Annotated in this window: 19 protein-coding genes; 11 read left to right on the top strand and 8 right to left on the bottom strand. The window is 67.3% G+C overall.

Annotation, left to right across the window (positions count from 1 at the left end; all coding sequences use genetic code 11):
* The first annotated feature begins 4 nt into the window (after nucleotides 1-4).
* On the top strand, nucleotides 5-1150 hold the full coding sequence (hemW, locus tag IAG41_RS11975; RefSeq protein ID WP_187728865.1) for a radical SAM family heme chaperone HemW: 1146 nt from the start codon (nucleotides 5-7) through the stop codon (nucleotides 1148-1150).
* Here the strand turns inward: hemW and IAG41_RS11980 are convergent.
* Nucleotides 1147-2346, bottom strand: a complete 1200-nt coding sequence (locus IAG41_RS11980; protein WP_187728866.1) for a penicillin-binding protein activator — start codon at nucleotides 2344-2346, stop codon at nucleotides 1147-1149. The genes hemW and IAG41_RS11980 overlap by 4 nt on opposite strands.
* Nucleotides 2347-2357: 11 nt before the next feature.
* On the opposite strand from IAG41_RS11980, the gene rsmI reads away from it, so the two are divergent.
* The 4 genes from rsmI to IAG41_RS12000 are packed head-to-tail and all read left to right on the top strand — an operon-like array spanning nucleotide 2358 to nucleotide 5135.
* Nucleotides 2358-3191, top strand: a complete 834-nt coding sequence (gene rsmI / locus IAG41_RS11985; protein WP_187728867.1) for a 16S rRNA (cytidine(1402)-2'-O)-methyltransferase — start codon at nucleotides 2358-2360, stop codon at nucleotides 3189-3191.
* Nucleotides 3188-3541, top strand: coding sequence for a YraN family protein (locus tag IAG41_RS11990; RefSeq protein WP_187728868.1), 354 nt, complete (start codon nucleotides 3188-3190; stop codon nucleotides 3539-3541). The genes rsmI and IAG41_RS11990 overlap by 4 nt, the downstream gene beginning before the upstream one ends.
* A gap of 42 nt (nucleotides 3542-3583) precedes the next feature.
* Nucleotides 3584-4540, top strand: coding sequence for a glutathione synthase (gene gshB / locus IAG41_RS11995; protein ID WP_187728869.1), 957 nt, complete (start codon nucleotides 3584-3586; stop codon nucleotides 4538-4540).
* A 4-nt stretch (nucleotides 4541-4544) separates the two neighbouring features.
* Nucleotides 4545-5135: a DedA family protein gene (locus IAG41_RS12000; RefSeq protein ID WP_187728870.1), complete on the top strand. Its 591-nt coding sequence runs from the start codon at nucleotides 4545-4547 to the stop codon at nucleotides 5133-5135.
* Here IAG41_RS12000 and IAG41_RS12005 read toward each other — a convergent pair.
* From IAG41_RS12005 to IAG41_RS12020, 4 genes are all read right to left on the bottom strand, one after another.
* Complete coding sequence (locus IAG41_RS12005; RefSeq protein ID WP_262408632.1) at nucleotides 5132-5659, bottom strand: GAF domain-containing protein; 528 nt, start codon at nucleotides 5657-5659, stop codon at nucleotides 5132-5134. The two genes, IAG41_RS12000 and IAG41_RS12005, sit on opposite strands and share 4 nt — an antisense overlap.
* A 15-nt stretch (nucleotides 5660-5674) precedes the next feature.
* Complete coding sequence (locus IAG41_RS12010) at nucleotides 5675-6568, bottom strand: tyrosine recombinase XerC (protein WP_316251152.1); 894 nt, start codon at nucleotides 6566-6568, stop codon at nucleotides 5675-5677.
* Nucleotides 6569-6734: 166 nt separating this feature from the next.
* Complete coding sequence (fsa, locus tag IAG41_RS12015; RefSeq protein WP_187728872.1) at nucleotides 6735-7388, bottom strand: fructose-6-phosphate aldolase; 654 nt, start codon at nucleotides 7386-7388, stop codon at nucleotides 6735-6737.
* Between the two features lie 71 nt (nucleotides 7389-7459).
* On the bottom strand, nucleotides 7460-7858 hold the full coding sequence (locus IAG41_RS12020) for a hypothetical protein (protein WP_262408633.1): 399 nt from the start codon (nucleotides 7856-7858) through the stop codon (nucleotides 7460-7462).
* 103 nt (nucleotides 7859-7961) lie between these two features.
* Here IAG41_RS12020 and IAG41_RS12025 point away from each other — a divergent pair, with 103 nt between their 5' ends.
* Nucleotides 7962-8654 carry a DUF2490 domain-containing protein gene (locus IAG41_RS12025; protein WP_187728873.1) on the top strand — a complete coding sequence of 231 codons (693 nt, stop codon included), beginning with the start codon at nucleotides 7962-7964 and terminating at the stop codon, nucleotides 8652-8654.
* Between the two features lie 30 nt (nucleotides 8655-8684).
* Here IAG41_RS12025 and IAG41_RS12030 read toward each other — a convergent pair whose 3' ends face one another.
* A complete protein-coding gene (locus IAG41_RS12030; protein WP_187728874.1) occupies nucleotides 8685-9143 on the bottom strand; it encodes a hypothetical protein in 459 nt (152 codons plus the stop codon).
* A 73-nt stretch (nucleotides 9144-9216) separates the two neighbouring features.
* On the opposite strand from IAG41_RS12030, the gene IAG41_RS12035 reads away from it, so the two are divergent.
* The 3 genes from IAG41_RS12035 to IAG41_RS12045 all read left to right on the top strand — a co-directional run bounded on the left by IAG41_RS12035 (nucleotide 9217) and on the right by IAG41_RS12045 (nucleotide 14595).
* Nucleotides 9217-11388 (top strand): primosomal protein N', encoded by a 2172-nt coding sequence (locus tag IAG41_RS12035; protein WP_187728875.1) that lies wholly within the window; start codon nucleotides 9217-9219, stop codon nucleotides 11386-11388.
* Nucleotides 11389-11457: 69 nt separating this feature from the next.
* Nucleotides 11458-12996 carry a tetratricopeptide repeat protein gene (locus IAG41_RS12040; RefSeq protein WP_187728876.1) on the top strand — a complete coding sequence of 513 codons (1539 nt, stop codon included), beginning with the start codon at nucleotides 11458-11460 and terminating at the stop codon, nucleotides 12994-12996.
* A 66-nt stretch (nucleotides 12997-13062) separates the two neighbouring features.
* Nucleotides 13063-14595, top strand: a complete 1533-nt coding sequence (locus IAG41_RS12045) for a S1C family serine protease (protein WP_316251147.1) — start codon at nucleotides 13063-13065, stop codon at nucleotides 14593-14595.
* 3 nt (nucleotides 14596-14598) lie between these two features.
* Here the strand turns inward: IAG41_RS12045 and IAG41_RS12050 are convergent, their stop codons facing one another.
* Both IAG41_RS12050 and ada read right to left on the bottom strand, forming a co-directional pair.
* Entirely contained in the window at nucleotides 14599-15066 is a 468-nt protein-coding gene (locus tag IAG41_RS12050) for a DUF1203 domain-containing protein (protein ID WP_187728877.1), read from the bottom strand.
* On the bottom strand, nucleotides 15063-16097 hold the full coding sequence (gene ada / locus IAG41_RS12055; protein ID WP_187728878.1) for a bifunctional DNA-binding transcriptional regulator/O6-methylguanine-DNA methyltransferase Ada: 1035 nt from the start codon (nucleotides 16095-16097) through the stop codon (nucleotides 15063-15065). The genes IAG41_RS12050 and ada overlap by 4 nt, the downstream gene beginning before the upstream one ends.
* A gap of 184 nt (nucleotides 16098-16281) precedes the next feature.
* Here ada and IAG41_RS12060 point away from each other — a divergent pair, with 184 nt between their 5' ends.
* Entirely contained in the window at nucleotides 16282-17532 is a 1251-nt protein-coding gene (locus tag IAG41_RS12060) for an MFS transporter (RefSeq protein WP_262408634.1), read from the top strand.
* Nucleotides 17529-19145: a glycoside hydrolase family 43 protein gene (locus IAG41_RS12065; protein WP_187728880.1), complete on the top strand. Its 1617-nt coding sequence runs from the start codon at nucleotides 17529-17531 to the stop codon at nucleotides 19143-19145. Before IAG41_RS12060 ends, IAG41_RS12065 begins: the two co-directional genes overlap by 4 nt.
* Nucleotides 19146-19148 lie beyond the last annotated feature (3 nt).

The raw sequence follows: 19148 nt of genomic DNA on the forward strand, positions 1-19148 counted from the left end.
TGCTATGAAAACCGACACTCCCCCGCTCGCACTCTATGTGCACTGGCCGTTCTGCGTGTCGAAATGCCCCTATTGCGACTTCAACAGCCATGTCCGCGAAAGCGTCGACCAGGCGGCGTGGCGCGCCGGGCTGCTCGCCGATCTGGCGCATGAGGCGGCGCTGCTGCCGGGGCGCCGGCTGGGATCGATCTTCTTCGGCGGCGGCACGCCCTCGCTGATGCCGCCCGAAACCGTAGCGGCGCTGATCGAGGCGGCGGGGCGGCACTGGGCTTTCGAGCCGGATATCGAGATTACTCTCGAGGCCAATCCTTCCTCCGTGGAAGCCGCGCGTTTCGCCGATCTAGCGGCAGCGGGCGTCAACCGGGTCTCGCTGGGGCTCCAGGCGCTCGACAATGACGCACTCGCCTTTCTCGGCCGCGCGCATGACGTGGACGAGGGGCTGGCGGCGCTGGACACCGCGCAACGGGCGTTCGGCCGCGTCAGCTTCGACCTGATCTATGCCCGGCCCGGCCAGTCGGCTGCGGCGTGGGAAGCCGAGCTCACCCGCGCGATCGGCTTCGGCACCGAGCATCTCTCGCTCTACCAGCTCACCATCGAGCCGGGCACGCGCTTCGCCACGCTCGCGGCACAAGGTGCGCTGACCATTCCCGATGCAGATACGGGCGCCGACCTGTTCGAGACGACGCGCGCGATCACCGCCGCCGCGGGCCTGCCCGCCTATGAGATCTCGAATCACGCCCAGCCGGGCGCCGAGAGCCGGCACAACCTGACCTATTGGCGCTATGGCGACTATGCCGGGGTCGGCCCCGGCGCGCATGGCCGGCGCGCGGGCCTCGCGACGGTGCGCCACAAGAAGCCCGAGAACTGGATGGCGGCGATCGACCGCAACGCCAACGGCCTCCAGGTCGAGGAAAAGCTGACGCCGCACAATCGCGCGACCGAAGGTCTCGTGATGGGCCTGCGCCTGCGCGAGGGCGTCGATGTCCGACGCATCGCGGCGCTGGCGGGCGGCACCGCGCCGCTCCACGATCTGGCGATCGCGCGGCTCGCCGATCAGGGCCTGATGGCGCGCGACGGCGACCGCCTGCGCGCCACCGAGGCGGGGATGCCCGTCCTGGAGGCGATCCTGCGCGAGATCGTGCTCGACTAGTCGACGTTCGCCGGCGCGGGTGAAACCGTCACGATCGTGCCGCCGCGGATCTCCTGCACTTCGAGCGCGCGATCGGCGACGCCGTCCCTGCCGAAGCGGAATGCCCCGTCGACGCCGCCGAAGCCGCGATTGGTGAGTTGCTGCGCCGGGAAATCCTCGCCCGGCCGCCATTCGCGCGCGATGCGGACGGTCAGCAGTACCGAATCATAACCGAGCGTCGAAAGCCGGTAGGGCGCGGTGCCGAAGCGGGCGCGGTACTTAGTCGCATATTGGCGATAGAAGGTGTCGGGCACGCTCGCGAACCAGGCGCCGCCCAGCACGGGCTTGGCGCCGATCGACGAATCGCTGTTCCACAGCTCGGTGCCCAGCACGCGCGCGGTCTTGCCGTTGGGCGACTTGCGCAACGTCGGAAGTGCCGCGACCGCGCTGCCGCTGCTGCCGCCGATCAGCACCGCCTGATACGGCACACGGCCGAGCTTGGTGATCGCATTGGTCATCGAACCCGGGCGCGCATCGAAGGTCTCGAGTGCCAGCACCTTGCCGCCGGCTTCCTCGACGGTGCGCAGGAAGGAGGTGGAGACGCGCTCGCCATAGACGCCAGTGGGAATCAGGCCGGCGAACTGACTGATGCCGTTGGTGCGGGCATAGGCGACTACGCGCTCGATCGACTGGGTAGGCGAATAGCCGAGCAGGAAGGTGCCGTTCCCCGCCGCGCTGACATCGTTGGAGAAGCTCAGCACCGGGACATGCGCCTTGCGCGCGATCGGAGCGACCGCGCGGGCGTCCTCGGCGAGCAACGGGCCCAGGATCAGCTTGTTGCCGTCCGCCACGGCCTGTTCGGCTGCGGCCGCGGCGCCGCCGGGAGCGGTGGTGTCATAGGTGGTGATGCGGATCGCATCGGTGCCGGTGTCGAGGATCGCGAGCTGGGTCGCGTTCTGCAGCGACTTGCCGACGCCGGCATTGGCGCCGCTCATCGGCACGAGCAAAGCGACGCGGTGCCGCTCGGTATCCTGGGGCAGGCCGGGCTGGATCACCGGCGGCCGCGTCACCGGCCGCTCGACCGGCGCAGGCCGTGTGGGCTCGGGTACAACCCGCGGCCCGGAGGCGCAGCCGGCGATGAAAAGAGCCGTGCCGACCACCGCCCAGCGCAGGCAGGCGAAAAGCCCGTGTTGCCGTATCCCTTTGGCGTCTGCCATGACTCTCCCCGATGAAACCTGTTCTAGCGCCCGGCCTCTACATTGTTGCCACGCCAATCGGCAATCTCGGCGACCTGTCCCCGCGCGCATCGCAAATACTCTCGGCGGCCGATGTGGTTGCAGTTGAAGACAGCCGTGTGACTGCGGGTTTGCTCAGGCATATCGGCGTGAAGCGGCCGATGCTGCCCTATCACGACCATAATGCCGATGCGGTGCGTCCCGGATTGATCGCGCGAATGGCGAGCGAGGCGGTGGCTTTGGTCTCCGACGCGGGGACGCCTTTGATCTCCGATCCCGGCTATAAATTAGTCCGCGATGCGCGGGCGGCGGGGCATCTGGTGGTTACGATTCCCGGACCCTGCGCGGCGGTGGCGGCGCTCACGCTGGCGGGCTTACCGACCGATCGCTTCCTGTTCGTTGGCTTCCTGCCGTCGAAGCAGCACGCCCGGGCCGAATCGATCGCCGAGATCGCCTCGGTGCGCGCTACCCTCGTCTTTTACGAATCGGGTCCGCGCCTGTCCGCCTGCCTGGCCGCGCTTGCCGAGGGACTGGGCGACCGAGAGGCGGGCGTCGCGCGCGAGATCACCAAGAAGTTCGAGGAGTGCGTGACCGGCACGCTCTCGTCGCTTGCCGCGCGCTATGCCGATGCGCCGCCCAAGGGCGAGATCGTGATCGTCGTCGCTCCGCCGGGCGAGGCGCCGCCGGCATCGGCCGAGGATGCCGACACCGCGCTCGCCGAGGCGCTCACCCGCCTTCCCGCATCCAAGGCGGCGGGGGAAGTGGCGAAGAAGCTCGGGCTGGACCGGCGGGAGCTCTATGCCCGGGCGATGGAGATGAAGGGGTGAGGGACCGCCGTGCCGCCGAAATTCGCGGCCGCGACGGTGAGCGGCGCGCGGCATGGTGGCTGTGGCTGCGCGGCTGGAAGATTCTCGACCGCCGCGTCCGCACGTCCGCGGGCGAAGTCGATCTGGTCGTCCGCAAAGGGAATCTGATCGCCTTTGTCGAGGTGAAGACCCGCCGCACCGCCGCCGAGTTGGACTTCGCGATCGACCAGTTCCGCCTCTCGCGCGTCGCCGCGGCGGCCGAGGTGCTGATGCCGCGCTACGCCGGCCCCGGCGACGATATCCGCGTCGATGTGATCCTCATTGCCCCCAAGACGCTGCCTCGCCATATCGAGAACGCCTGGATAGGGTGACTTAGTTCGATAAGTCACCTAAGGGTGTCAAAAGGAGGCCGAATGTCGCTCACCGTCGCCGTGCAGATGGACCCGCTGGACGCGATCAACATCGCAGGCGATTCGACCTTCGCACTGATGCTGTCGGCGCAGGCGCGCGGCCACCGGCTGTTCCATTATGCCGCCGAGGATTTGAACTATCGCGACGGCCGCGTCTGGACGCGGGCGCATCCGGTCACCGTCCAGCGTGTGGCGGGGGATCATTTCACGTTTGCCGATCCGGTGAAACTCGACCTGGGCGAGGAAGCTGATGTCGTGCTGATGCGCCAGGATCCGCCCTTCGATCTCGGCTATATCACCGCCACCCACCTGCTAGAGCGGATCGCCCACAAGACCCTTGTGGTCAACGACCCCGTCAATGTCCGCAACGCACCCGAAAAGGTCTTCGTCCTCGACTACGCCCGCTTCATGCCGCCGACCCTGGTGACGCGCAGCCTGGACGAGGCGCGGGCATTCCTGGCCGAGCATGGAGAGATCGTCGTCAAGCCGCTCCATGGCAACGGCGGCAAGGCGATCTTCAAGGTCGGCCGCGACGGCGCCAACCTCTCCGCGCTGATCGAGGTGTTCAACACTGCCTATCGCGAACCGCACATGATCCAGGCGTTCCTCCCCTCGGTGGCGTCGGGCGACAAGCGCATCGTGCTGGTCGACGGCGTGGTCGCGGGCGCGATCAACCGCATCCCGGGCGAAGGCGAGATCCGCTCGAACCTCGCGGTCGGCGGCTCCGCGGCCAAGACCGAGCTCACGCCGCGCGAGCAGGAGATCTGCGCGGTGCTCGGCCCCGAGCTCAAGCGCCGCGGGCTCCTTTTCGTCGGCATCGACGTCATCGGCGGCGAATGGCTGACCGAGATCAACGTGACTTCCCCCACCGGCATCGTCGCGATCGACCGGTTCAACGGCAGCGACACGGGAGCGATGATCTGGGAAGCGATCGAGCGCCGCGTCGCTGCGCGCGGCTGAGGCCATGATCCATTGGCTCGATTGGGGTTATTTCGGCATCTTCCTGCTGATGGTGCTGGAAAACGTCATCCCGCCTGTCCCATCCGAGCTGATCATGAGCCTGGGCGGCATCGCCGCCGGCCAGGGCAAGATGGACTTCCTGCTGCTCGTGCTGGTCGGCACTGCGGGCTGCGCGGTGGGCAATCTCTTCTGGTGGGAGATCGGCCGGCGCTTCGGTTATGAGCGATTGCAGCCCGCGATCGAACGCTGGGGCCGCTGGCTGACGCTGGAATGGGAGGATGTCGAGAGGCTGCGCCGCTTTTTCGATCGCTGGGGCGGTATCACCGTGTTCGTGTTCCGCTTCATGCCGATCGGCCGCACGGTGATCTCGATCCCCGCCGGCCTGCTCCACATGCCGTTCTGGCGCTTCGTGATCTACACGACCGCGGGCAGCGCCGTGTGGAACACGATCCTGGTCGGGGTCGGCTATTGGCTGGGCACCAATTTCGAGACGATCGACCATTGGATCGCGCCGGTGGTGACCGGCGTCATCGTGCTGATGGTTCTGTTCTACATCTGGCGCGTCCTCACTTGGAAGCCGCGCACGCAGCGCTAGGCGGGCACGCGGCGAAGCCCGTCGAGCGCCTGGCCGATCGTCCGGGCGAATTCCTGGAGCTGTCCCACAACCTCCGCCAGCGACCTCGTGCGCTGAGCGGGATCGATCGCGCACAGCGTGCCGAAGAAACTGCCATCCTCGAGCACGATAGGAAGCGAGACATAGCTCTCGAAACCATAAAGCGCGGGTACGGGATGCGTCCGCCAGTGCGGATCGCTGCCGACATGATCGATAAACACGCCCTTCCCGCTGGCGCGTATCTCGTCGCAGATCGTCGTCTTGATCTCGAGCTCGTCGCCCGGATGGAGCCCGAACTCGATCTTGTCGAGCACCTGGCAGGCGACCCAGCGCTCGCCGGTGACCCGCGCCACGGCGGCGAAGCCCATGCCGGTGAGCGTGCAGACCTGCTCGAGCATTTCCCGGATGCCGGGAATATCGTGAACGGCTGCGATGTCGGCGCGGAAACTGTCGGTCATTCCAACGGTGTAATGTAATTCCGCCGCGGGATCACCAACGTGGATCATAGCGTGGTCCCGCGCTCAGGCGCGCGGATGGGCGTTCCGATAGACGTCGAGCAGATGCGCTGCGTCCACCGCCGTATAGATCTGAGTCGAGCTCAGGCTTGCGTGCCCGAGCAGCTCTTGCAGTGCGCGCAGATCGGCGCCGCGGCCCAGCAGATGCGTCGCGAAGCTGTGGCGCAGCGCGTGGGGCGTGGTCCGCTCGGACAGTCCCAGCGCAGTGCGTGCCGAGCGCACGACCTTGCGGATCGCTCCGGGCGGCAGCGGCCCGCCCTTGGCGCCACGAAACAGCGGCGCTTCGGCCGAAACGCCGTACGGACACATCTTGGCATAGGCGTCGATCGCCTCGCGGACCTGGGGCAGCAGCGGCACGATCCGCGTCTTGTCGCGCTTGCCGGTGACACGCATCGTCGCGCCCAGCGGCAGCATCGCCCCGGTCAGTGCAACCGCCTCGCCGATGCGCAGCCCGGCGCCGTAGAGCAGCAGCAGCACCGCCCAGTCGCGCGCCGCGATCCAGGGCTCGCTTGCCTCGTCCGAGGCCCATTCGGCGAGCGCCACCGCCTCGTGCGGCGCGATCGGGCGCGGCACGCCCCTTTTGACCTTCGGCCCGCGCAATCGCGGCAGATCGGCATGATCGCCCGTCGCGAATTTCAGGAAGCCGCGTACCGCCGAAAGCTCGCGCGCCGCCGATGCATTGCCGAGCCCTTCGTTGCGACGCTGCGCAAGAAACGCGCGCAGATCGGCGGAACTCACCTTGGCCAGCGCCTCGGGCGTCACCGCGCCGCCCCAATGCCCTTGCAGGAACGCCACCAGCCGCTCCGCCGTAGCGCCGTACGCGCGCACAGTATGCGCCGATCGCCGCCGGTCGCGGGCGAGATGCTGGGCGTAAAGGAGGGGGAGCGCGGGTTCGGTCACGAGTGCATAGTACAGGTCCTCCCTGAGCTTGTCTCGGGGAGGGGGACCGCCGCCGAAGGCGGGGTGGGGGGCACGGCGGGTCACCGCCGCGTTCCGCAGCGGCCCCTCCACCATTCGCTCCGCGAATGGTCCCCCTCCCCCAGCAAGCTGGGGGAGGATTGAGAAGTCAGCCGATCTTCTGCCCGGTCTTCGCCCAATCGGCGAGGAAGCCTTCGATGCCCTTGTCGGTCAGCGGGTGCTTGACGAGCTGACGGATCACCGCGGGCGGCGCCGTCATGACGTCGGCGCCGATCTTGGCGGCTTCCAGCACATGGATCGGGTGGCGCACGCTGGCGACCAGGATCTCGGTACCGAAATCGTAATTGTCGTAGATCTGCCGGATGTCGGCGATCAGTTCCATGCCGTCGAAGCCGTTGTCGTCGTGGCGGCCGACGAACGGCGACACGAAGGTCGCGCCCGCTTTGGCGGCGAGCAGCGCCTGGTTCGCCGAGAAGCAGAGTGTGACGTTGACCATCGTGCCCTCGTCGGTGAGCGCTTTGCACGCCTTCAGCCCCGCGAGCGTCAGCGGCACCTTGACCGCGACATTGTCGGCGATCTTCCGCACGATCTCGGCCTCGCGCATCATGCCCGCGAAATCGAGCGCGACGACTTCGGCGGAGACGGGACCGTCGACGATCCCGCAGATCTCGGCGACCACTTCGAGAAAGTCGCGACCGGCCTTGTGGATCAGCGACGGGTTGGTGGTGACGCCGTCGAGCAGCCCGGTTTCGGCCAGGTCGCGGATGTCGGCGGTGTCGGCGGTGTCGGCGAAGAATTTCATGGGGATACCTTTCCGGCGGGAATCGCGCACCGCCTAGCCGAGCACGCCGGATCGGGCAAACGCTAGAGGGCCTAGCGCCGCTCGCCCGCGACCAGCAGCAGCTTGACCCGCGGTGCCTTTAATTGCCGCACTTCGACCCGGTAGGTGCCGGGCCGCAGCCGGTAGCGGATGATCTTGCGGATCGTCGAGCATGCCGGGCCACGGCTTTCGGAGGCCATTTCCAGTGCCTTGCCCTGTCCGCGATAGAGATCGACCCAGCCGTCCTGGTCCACCGCGACGCCGAATATGCCCGCCTTGCGGATTCGCACGCTCGTGGTGACCGCCTTGCCGCGCCCCGCCGCCAGGGTGACCGCGTGCCCGGTGTCGAGTGTCCGCCCGAGTCGCGTCCAGCCGGCCAGCGGCCGCGGCAGCGTGGTGTCCAGCGTACGGCACGGCGCCGCCATCGTCAGTGCAAGCGCGGTCAGGAACATGATTCGCCTCCCCCTCGGTCGCTCTTGTTCTATTTTCGTTCCGATACCGAAACAAGCCCCTTCGAAATGACTTGGGAATGACAAACGTGTACGGGACACCGCGATGCACCGCGCGCTTCTCGCCCTGCTCCTGTTCGCTCCGCTGCCGGCATTCGCCCAGCGGACCGACGAGCAGCTCTGGCTCGCCGCCAACGCCTCGGTTCCGGTCGGGGACAAGGCCCGCGTCACGCTCGAATCGATCGGGCGGTTCAGTGATCGCGCGGGCGGCTTCTTCCATTCCGAGTTCGGCGCACTGGGCAGCATGGTGGTCGCGAACGGCGTCGAGATCGCCGCGGGCTATCGCCATGTCGAGGATTGGGACCATGGCCGCGCGCTGCCCAACGAGGAGCGGCTTCGCCAGATCGTCACGGTCACGCTGGGCGGAGGCTTCGCCACCCGCCTGCGCCTCGAGCAGCGCTTCAACAGCAGCGGCAGCGGGGTGGGCGTGCGCTTTCGCCCGCAGCTCCGCTTCACCCTCCCGCTGGCGCGCAAGGGGCCCACGCTGTTCGCCACGCATGAGGACTTCCTCAACCTCAACGATACGCGCTGGGGCCAGCGCTCCGGCTATGAGCGGATGCGCAACTCGATCGGCATCACCGTGCCGCTTGCGCGGAGGCTGTCGACCGATGTGGGCTATCTCAACCAGTATCGCTTCGGTCGCGGCGGCGCCCGCGACCAGATGGATCACGCGATGACCCTGACCCTATCCTTGACGCTCGATGGGGTCTTTTCCGGACATCATGGCGATGCGGACTAGCGCGCACTCGAAACAAATGTGAGCCCGCGACTATTCGCCGACCACCAGCATCACCTTCGCCTTGGGCTGGGCGAGGCCGGTCACGTAGAGGCGATAGGCGCCCGGATCGAGCTTGAAGCGCACGATCTTCTTGATCGTCGAGCATTCCGGACCATGACCGTGCGCGACCGAGGTCAGCGCGGTGCCGCCCGTGGCGCCCGGCAGCACGTCGATCCAGCCGGGCTGGTCGAGCGCGATGCCATAGGTGCCGGCGGTCGTGATCCGGAATGCGATCGTCGCGGCCTTACCCGGCTTGGCGCCGGCAGGCAGCCCTTTCAACGCCACGGCATCGACGGTGTCGAGCGAGACCGCCTTGTCAGGCGTGAGTTCATCGCCCGGGGCGGTCCAGCCCGTCAGCGCGGTGGGGAGCGAGGCATCGGCCGCCTTGCAGGCAGTGGCCTGGTCGGCAGGGGCAGTCTGGACGAGCAGCAGCGCGGCAAAGAGCAACATGGCGAGCCTCCTGGCGGGTATAACGCGCGATACGGGATTCCCGTTCGCCGCAAAATCCCCATATGACGCGGCCATGCCCGGCAACCGCGCCCGTATCCTCGTCCTGCATCCCGTGCTCGGAGTCCTCGATTATCGCGTGCCGCACGGCATGACGGTCGAGCCCGGCTCGATCGTCGTCGTGCCGATCGGGCCGCGCCAATATGCCGGCGTCGTCTGGGAGCCCGAGCGGCTGCCCACCGAGGAAGTCGGCGACAACCGGTTGCGCAATTTACTCGCGGTGGCCGACGCGCCGCCGATCCCCGCATCGGTCCGCCGCCTGGTCGAGTGGACCGCCGATTACTATCTGAGCCCGCCTTCCGCCGTGCTCGCCATGGCGCTGCGCACCTCTGCGGCGTTCGAGAGCGCGCCGACGATCGTCGAATATCGCGCGACCGGGCTAATCCCCGGTCGCCTCACCCCGCAGCGCGCCCAGGCGCTCGAGCGGATCGGCGAGCGCCAGGGGCTGGTGCGCGAGCTGGCGACGATCGCCGAAGTCTCCGACGCCGTGATCCGGGGCCTCGTGAAGACCGGCGCGATCGAGGCGGTGGTGGTCGATACCGACATGCCCTATCCGATCCCCGATCCCAATTTCGGGCCGCCCGATCTCAGCGTCGATCAAGCCGACGCCGCCAGCATCCTGCGCCAGGCGGTGAGTACCAAGGCGTTCCAGCCCTTCCTGCTCGACGGGGTCACCGGATCCGGCAAGACCGAAGTCTATTTCGAGGCGGTCGCGACGGCACTCGCCGCCGGCAAGCAGACGCTCGTCCTGCTCCCCGAGATCGCGCTCACCGAGCCCTTCCTCACCCGCTTCGCCAAAAGGTTCGGCTGCGAGCCCGTCGCCTGGCATTCGGGGCTGCGCACCTCGCAGCGGCGCCGCGCCTGGCGCGCGATCGCGAGCGGCGAGGCGATGGTGACGGTGGGGGCACGCTCGGCGCTGTTCTTGCCCTATCCCAATCTCGGCCTGATCGTGGTCGACGAGGCGCACGAGACCAGCTTCAAGCAGGAAGACGGCGTCCATTATCATGCGCGCGACGTCGCGGTGATGCGCGGCAAGTTCGAGGAATGCCCGGTCATCCTCGCCTCCGCCACGCCGGCGATCGAGACGCGCCACCAGGTCGAGCTCGGCCGCTACGAGGAATTGAAGCTCCCCGCCCGTTTCGGCGTCGCCGAGATGCCGCGGATCGAGGCGATCGACCTGATCCAGGAACCGCCCGAGCGCGGCCGCTGGCTCGCGCCCCGCTTGGTCAAGGCATTGCAGGAGACGCTCGAGCGCGGCGAACAGTCGCTGCTGTTCCTCAATCGCCGCGGCTATGCGCCGCTGACGCTCTGCCGCAACTGCGGGCACCGGTTCCAATGTCCCAACTGCACCGCCTGGATGGTCGAGCACCGGCTGCTGCGCCGCCTCTCCTGCCACCATTGCGGCCACACGATCCCGGCGCCGAGCCTGTGCCCCGAATGCAAGTCGGAGGACACGCTCGTCGCCTGCGGCCCCGGCGTCGAGCGCATCGCCGACGAGGTCGCCGCGCTCTTTCCCGAGGCGCGCACCGCGATCGTCACCTCGGACACGCTCTGGTCGCCCGCCAAGGCCGCCGAGTTCGTCGCGCGCATGGAGCATGGAGCGATCGACATCATCATCGGCACGCAGCTCGTCACCAAGGGCTATCATTTCCCCAACCTCACCCTGGTCGGGGTCGTGGATGCGGATCTGGGCCTCGACGGCGGCGACCTGCGCGCCTCGGAACGCACCTTCCAGCAGATCAGGCAGGTCTCGGGGCGTGCGGGGCGCGGCGAGAAGCCGGGCACCGTCTATATCCAGACCCACGCTCCCGATGCGCGGGTGATGCAGGCGCTGATCAGCGGCGATGCCGAGGCCTTCTACGCCGCCGAGACCGAGGCGCGCCGCGACGCCGATGCCCCGCCTTATGGCCGCTATGCCGCGATCATCGTCTCGTCGGAGGACAAAGCGGCGGCGGAGGAGACTGCCCGGATGATCGGCCGCGCCGCGCCGCAGCTGCCTGAGATGCATGTCTACGGCCCCGCCCCCGCACCGATGGCGATGCTGCGCGGCCGCCATCGCTTCCGCCTGCTCGTCCACGCCAAGCGGAGCTTCGACGTGCAGGATGTGATCCGCGACTGGCTGGGCAGCCTCAGCTGGGGCGCCAAGGTCCGCGTGGCAGTCGACGTCGATCCCTACAGCTTCGTGTAGCCCCGGCCATATCCTTGCTTGCTCGCGCGAAAAGCGATTTCTATTGTTGCGCGCACGGGGGAGAAATTCATGCTTCGCAGGCTGTTGTTCGTCGCTTCTTTGGTCGCGCCCTCGGTTGCGCATGCGCAGTGGAGCGAGGCCAGTTCGAGCCATTTCGTCGTCTATTCCGAAGGCGCGCCCGAGAAATTGCGCGCGTTCACCGATGAGCTGGAACGCTTCGACCAGGCACTGCGCATCGTCACAGGCACACCGGACCGGCCAATCAGCCCCAATGCGCGGGTGACCGTATTCTTCGTCGATAATGTGAGCACCATCGAGAAGCTGATCGACCGCCGCAATATCGCGGGCTTCTTCAAGGCACGGGCGTCGGGGTCGGTTGCGTTCGTTCCGCGCAGCGCGGGCGGCGGCGGACTCGGCGCACGCGAGATTCTTCAGCACGAATATGCCCATAACTTCATGTTCTCCAGCTGGCCCGGTGTCGTGTTCGCGCCCTGGTTCATCGAGGGATTTGCGGAGTTCGTCGCTACCGCCACCACGCGCACCGATGGCAGCGTCGTTATCGGCCGGTCACCAAGCTACCGGGCCGGCTGCATCGATCGCGCCGGAGCGCTGCCCGCGCGCCAGCTCGTCAAGCTCGACCCTGGCAAACTGAGTGACGAGCAGACCTGCGTCCTTTATGCCCGTGGGTGGCTGCTTACCCATTATCTGATCCGCGGCGGCCACGCCGACCAGCTCGCGCAATATATCGGCGCGATCAACGCGAACAAATCGATCGAAGAAGCCACGCAGGCACTAGGCGATCTCGACAGTCTCGACAGCAAGCTGACCGTCTATGCCAAGCGTAGCACGCTGACCGCCTCCCAAGTGGATGCCGATAAGCTCAAGGTGGGCAAGATCGCCATTCGCCAGCTCACCGCCGGCGAGGCTGCGGTAATGCCGGCACGCATCCTTTCGGAGAATGGCGTGGACGAGGCCGCGGCCAAAACAACCGTGGACCTCGCCCGACGTCTGGCGGCGCCCTATCCCAACGATGCCGGGGCGCAGAACGAACTCGCGGAAGCGGAATATGACGCGGGCAATTACGCCGCCGCAGAGGCCGCTGCAAATCGCGCGCTCGGGGCGGATCCGAAGTCGGTCCATGCCTTGCTCTATAAGGGCATGGCACAGACAGAGATTGCGCGTAAGGCCAGCGAAACCGATCCCGCCAAATGGCGCGCGATCCGCCAATGGTTCATCACGGCCAACAAGGCCGACACCGAATATGCCGAACCACTGATCCAATATTATTACAGCTTCCACGCCGCAAAACAGGCCCCGCCCAAGAGCGCGCTCGACGGTCTGATCTATGCCTATGCGCTCGCACCCTATGACCGGGGCCTTCGGATGAACGCCGGCATTGCATTGCTGGAGAAGGGCAACGCCAAGGCGGCCCGCATCGCGTTCGAGCCCGTCGCTTATGGCCCGCATCGTTCCGGCGAATCCAATCTCGCAGCCGATATCATCACCGCACTTGATGAAAAAGGCACGGAAGGCGCTCTGGCGGTGATCCGCGGCATGGGACAAAAGCCCAAGCCAGACGCATCAACAGAACCCAAGAAAGGTGCGTGATCCGGCGTCCCGCTTGAACCCCTTGTGATTTTGCCCGAAAGCGGCGCCTTCGAACAGGCGGGGCATATGATGCGGCGATTGCTGATCCTGGTGGCGCTGATCCTCGCTTGGGGTTCGTCGGCGCGCGCCGACGATATCTCCGCCTCGGGCCGCGGCGTCGTCCGCATCGTCACCATCGCGGTGGTGGGCGATGAGGTGGTCGGCTTCGGCCATGGCAGCGGCTTCGCGGTCGCGCCCAACCGCATCGTCACCAACGCCCATGTCGTCGAACTCGCCTCGCGCTACCCCGACAATGTCGTGATCGGCGTGGTGCCGTCCGAAGGCGACAAGTCGTTCCAGGGCACGCTGATCAAGATCGACACCGCGCGCGACCTCGCGCTGATCGAATTCACCGGCGTCAAGCTGCCGCCGCTCACCCTTTATTCGGGCGGCGTGCAGGATGGCGAGCCGCTGATCGCGCTAGGCTATCCGGGCAATGTCGACCTGGCCACCGCGCGGTCCGCCGCCGATTTTATCACGCCGCAATCGCCGGTGCGCTCGCAGGGCGGGTTCGCCGGGCTGCGCATGCTCCAGGGTACCAATGTGCTGCTCCACACTGCGAGCATTGCGCGCGGCAATTCGGGCGGTCCGCTGCTCGATCGCTGCGGCCGCGTGCTCGGCGTCAATTCGGCGATCACCCGCGCCGACGAGGGCGACTCCACCTTCGCCTTCGCCATTGCCGGCAGGGAGCTTGCGGACTTCCTGCGCGAGGCCAACCAGCCCTTCGCCACGGTCGACATCGCCTGCACGAGCATCGAGGAGCGGATGGCGGCGGATCGGAGTGCCGATGAAAAGGCGCGGGTCGATGCCGAGGAAAAGGCGCGCGCCATCGCGGCCAAGGCCGAATCCGACCGTCAGGAGGCCGTCGCCCAGGCGCGCAGCCGCAACGAGGCGATGCGCGAGAATTATATGGCCGGCGCCGCGGTGCTGCTCGTGCTCGGCGCGCTCGCCCTGGCGGGCGGCGGGTTGCTGGTATCGCGTGATCGCAGGCGCGAGGGCTATGGCGTCGCTGCCGGTGGCGGCGTGCTGATCCTCGGCGCGGTCGCACTGTTCTTCAGCCGCCCCGGCTTCGACGAGACCAAGATGCTACCGATCCCCGAGGCGAACCAGGCCGCGGCGACGGTCAGCAGCGCCGCGCTCGGCAAGATGGTCTGCACGCTGGTTCCCGAGCGCAGCCGCGTCACCGTCACCGCGATCGGCACGGTCAATCTCGATCTGGGCAATGACGGCTGCGTCAACGGCCGCACCCAATATGCCGAATCGGGCAAGCACTGGCAGCGCGTGCTGGTTCCCGACCAGGAGCAGACCGTCTCGGTGCTCGATTTCGATCCCGACACGCGAACCTATACCAATACCCGCTACTTGCTCTCGTCCGATCAGATGGAGCGGACCCGTCAGCTCCGCTCGACCGTGCCGCTCAAGTCGTGTTCGTCGGACCAGAGCGCGCGCGCCGCGCTCGCCACCCAGCAGCAATCGGTCCGTGCCTCGCTGCCGCCGGTCTATAACGAGAAATTGGTCTATAACTGCTCGGCCGCGCCGGACGGCCCGCCCGCGGAATAAGGCTCAGGCGCGATCCACGCGTGCCGCGAAGCAGCCGCGCTTTGCGTTGTGGACGTGCAGGAATTCGGTCGCCGGGTCCTCGAAATATCTTTTTATTGTCATTTCCAGCTCATCTCCGCCGACAACCTCCGCGTTTGTCATCATGGCGTAACGATCGAACGCTCGTACCGACAGCAGCCGAGCCGCAAGTTGTTCCGGTATCTCGTCAATATGGCGCGCTAGCGTCTCGGCACCCTCTCGCACGAAGATCGCATGGCGCGAACGATAGGGGTTCGCCACCGGAAGATGTTCGTAGTTGAGCAGCAACAGGCTCTCGCCGGGCTCTGCATCCTCCAGGGTCACGCGACAGGGAAAGCCGGGCTTGCTGTCCGCGACGACGCGCACGACGCCCAGGCCCGCCAGCGCGGCGTCATCGAGGCCGTAGAGCGGACGGAAGGGTGTGGGGTCGAGCCCCGCAATGACATAGCTCATTCGGATACTCCTTCGCGCTTCCTGAGCGCCAGTTTGCGATCGACGCCGTAGGCATAGCCGCCAATGCTGCCGTCGCTCCGCTGGACGCGGTGGCAGGGAATGACGATCGGGACATGGTTGGCACCGCATGCGGTTCCCGCCGCGCGCACCGCGCCGGGACTGCCGGCTTCGGCAGCGATCTGGGCATAGCTGCGCGTCTCGCCCGCGGGGATGGCACGCAGCGCATTCCACACCGCTTCCTGGAACGCCGTGCCCTGCACATCGACGGGCAGGTCGGTATGGCGCCCGGGATTCTCGACCTCGCCCACCACGCGCGCCGCCAACGCGGCGAGCGCGGCGCCGCCCATCACGATCTCCGCCGCCGGAAAGCGCCGGGCGAGCGCGAACTGGTCTTCCTCGAACGCGATGCGGCACAGCCCCTTGTCGGTCGCCGCGATCAGCAGCGGGCCAAGACTGGTCTCCGCGACGGTCCAGCGGATCGTCACACCTGCGCCGCCACGCTTCCACGCGCTGGGCGTCATGCCCAATCGCGCATTGGCGGTCTCGTAGAAGCGGCTCGGCGCCGAATAGCCGGCCTCGTAGATCGCCTCGGTCACGCTGCCCTCGTTCAAGGCCTCCGCCGCACGCTTGGCGCGCAAGCCGCGCGCATAAGCGGCCGGCGTCACGCCAGTGGCACGCTTGAACAGCCGGTGGAAATGATGCGGCGCATAGCCAACCCGTTCGGCCAGCTCGTCGAGCCCTAGCGGGTCCTCCGCCGCCTCGAGCAGCGCGACCGCCTCGGCAACCGCGATGCGGTCGCGCCCCACTTCGTCGGGCTTGCAGCGCAGGCAGGCGCGGAAACCGGCCTCGCGCGCTGCCTCGGCGTCGCCATAGAAGCGGACATTCTCGCGCAGCGGCCGCCGCGCGGGGCAGGTCGGCTTGCAATAGATGCCGGTGGTGATCACCGCGACGATGAACCGCCCCTCAAAGGCGCGGTCGCGCGCTTCGAAGGCGGCCCAGGCGGCATCGTCGGAAAGGGTCATCTGGTTCATGCCCCCGATATAGGCGCACGGCGCGCGCCCCACATCCCGCCGCTTGCGCTCAAAGCAGAAGCGCCTCCACCTAACCGTCACCGAGAGAGAGGACACATAACTCGGACAAACCCCTTGCCCCATGCCCCGCTTCCCGCCACCGTTAGCGCTAACGGGCGCTCAGACGCCCAAGTGGAGAGGGCGATTGGGCTTCTGGCAACGCACCCGCGCGCTGCGCTGGTGGATCATCGCGATCGTCATGCTCGGCACGATCGTCAATTATCTGACCCGCAGCACGCTCGCGGTCGCCGCGCCCACCTTCATGGCCGATCTCAAGATCGACGAGCATCAATATTCCTACATCACCGCCGCGTTCCAGGGCGGGATCATGCTCCAGCCCTTGGTCGGCTATATTCTCGACACGATCGGGCTGCGCACCGGCCTCGCATTGTTCGCCACCGGCTGGGGCGTGCTGACCATGGCGCATGGCCTGGCGATCAACTGGCAATGGCTGTTCGTCCTGCGCGGGCTGCTGGGCTTTGCCGAGGGCACCTCGCACACCGGCGGACTGAAGGTCGTCGCCGAATGGTTTCCGGCGCGCGAGCGCGGCTATGCCGGTGGGGTCTACAACCTCGGCGCGTCGGCGGGATCGGCGCTGGCCGCGCCGCTAGTGGCAGCGTCGATCTATTTCTGGAACTGGCGTGCGGCGTTCGTCGTCGCCGGGCTGCTCGCCTTGCTCTGGGTCGTGCTGTGGCTGGTCTGGTATCGATCGCCCGCCAACCATCCGTCTATCTCGCAGGAGGAACGCGACCACATCCTCGCCGGGCAGGAAGCACATATCCAGGCCGCCGGCACGCGCCCGTCGATCCCCTCGATCCTGCGCCAGCGCAACTTCTGGGGAATCGCGATCCCGCGCTTCCTCGCGGATCCGACCTGGGGCACGCTCACCTTCTGGATGCCGCTCTATCTGAGCAGCGTGCGCGGCTTCAACCTGGGCGAGATCGCGCTCTCCGCCTTCCTCCCCTTCGTCGCCGCCGATCTCGGCTGCCTGTTCGGGCCGACGGTGGTGGTGTGGCTCGAGCGGCGCGGGGTCAGCCTGATCAACGCGCGGCGCTGGACCTTCACTTTGGGTGCGGTGCTGATGACGGGGATGATGTTCGTCGGCACGGTGGAGAGCGCCTGGGCGGCGGTCGCCTTGCTTTGCCTGGGCGGGTTCGCGCACCAGACGCTGTCGGTCACCTGCATCACCATGGCGACCGACCTGTTCCGCAAGAACGAGCTGGGCACCGTTGCCGGGCTGGCCGGGCTGCTTGCCAATTCGAGCATCCTGATCTTCTCGCTGCTGATCGGCGGACTGGTCTCGACGATCGGCTACAACCCGTTCTTCGTCGCGCTCGGATTGCTCGATCTCGTCGCCGCGGCTCTGCTATGGACCCTGGTGAAGGCCCCTGAATGATCCGCAACCCGATCCTGCCCGGCTTCAATCCCGATCCGTCGATCTGCCGCGTCGGCGACGATTATTATATCGCGACCTCGACCTTCGAATGGTTCCCCGGCGTCCAGATCCACCACAGCCGCGACCTCGCGAACTGGACATTGCTCACCCGCCCGCTGCGCCGCGCCAGCCAGCTCGACATGCGCGGCGATCCCGACAGCTGCGGTGTGTGGGCGCCCTGCCTCTCCCATGACGGCGAGCGCTTCCACCTAATCTACACCGATGTGAAGCGCTACGGTCGCACCACCACCGCCGGCGCCACCGGCGGGGCATTGCGCGACTTCCACAATTATCTCGTCACCTGCGATACCATTGACGGCGACTGGTCGGATCCGATCTACCTGAATAGCAGCGGCTTCGACCCCTCGCTTTTCCACGACGCGGACGGCCGCAAATATCTCGTCAACCAGCTCTGGGACCATCGCCCCGGCCACAACCGCTTCGCCGGGATCGTCCTCCAGGAATATTCTCCGCAAGAGCGCCGGCTGGTCGGCGAGCGCGCGAACATCTTCGCCGGCACGCCGCTCGGCCTCACCGAAGCCCCGCATCTCTATCGCCGTGGCGACTGGCATTATCTGCTGACCGCCGAGGGCGGCACCGGCTGGAACCACGCCGTGACGATGGCGCGCGCCCGCGATCTGCTCGGCCCGTACGAGCTCCATCCCGACACCTACATCCTGAGCAGCCGCACCCGCCCCGATGCGCCGCTGGCCCGCGCCGGCCATGCCGATCTGGTCGACACGCCCGACGGCGAGACCTTCATGGCCTATCTCTGCGGGCGCCCGCTGCCCGGTCGCGGGCGCTGCGTGCTGGGCCGCGAGACCGCGCTCCAGCCGATGCACTGGGCCGAGGATGGCTGGCTCTACACGCACGACCGCACCGGCCTGCCGATGCTCGAGGCCCCCGCGCCCGATCTTCCGCCCTCGCCGCCGCGCGCCACCGAGGCACGCTATGACTTCGATACGGCTGCGCTGCCCATCGATCTGCAATGGCTCCGAACCCCCGAGCCCGACACGATCTTCAGCCTGACCGAGCGGCCCGGTCATCTGCGGCTATACGGCCGCGAGACGATCGGCAGCCTGTTCACCCAGGCGCTCGTTGCCCGGCGTCAACAGGCATTCTGCTATTCGGCGTCCTGCGCGATGGAATTCGAGCCCGAGCATTTCCAGCAGGCCGCAGGGCTGGTCGCCTATTACAATGGCGCCAAGTTCCATTACCTCCACGTCACCCATGACGCCGAGATCGGCCGCCACCTCCGCGTGATGTCCGCGCTCCCCGACGGCACCCAGGCCGACGCTTTCACCCCGCCGATCGCGATTCCGCAAGGCCCGATCGAGCTGCGCGTCGAGGTCGATTACGAACGCCTTCGCTTCGCCTGGCGCATCAAGGGCGACGACTGGGCCTGGCTCCCGGAGCAGTTCGACGCCTCGATCCTCTCCGACGAAGCCACCGCCCCGGGCCTTCCCAATTTCACCGGCGCGTTCGTCGGCATGGCGTGTCAGGACATGGCCGGCACGGGGCACGCGGCCGATTTCGACTGGTTCGCGTATCGCGAGCGCGCATTTGCCGCTTGACCA

Origin of the sequence: Sphingomonas sp. JC676 (assembly GCF_014489075.1) — a bacterium.
GTDB lineage: Bacteria > Pseudomonadota > Alphaproteobacteria > Sphingomonadales > Sphingomonadaceae > Sphingomonas.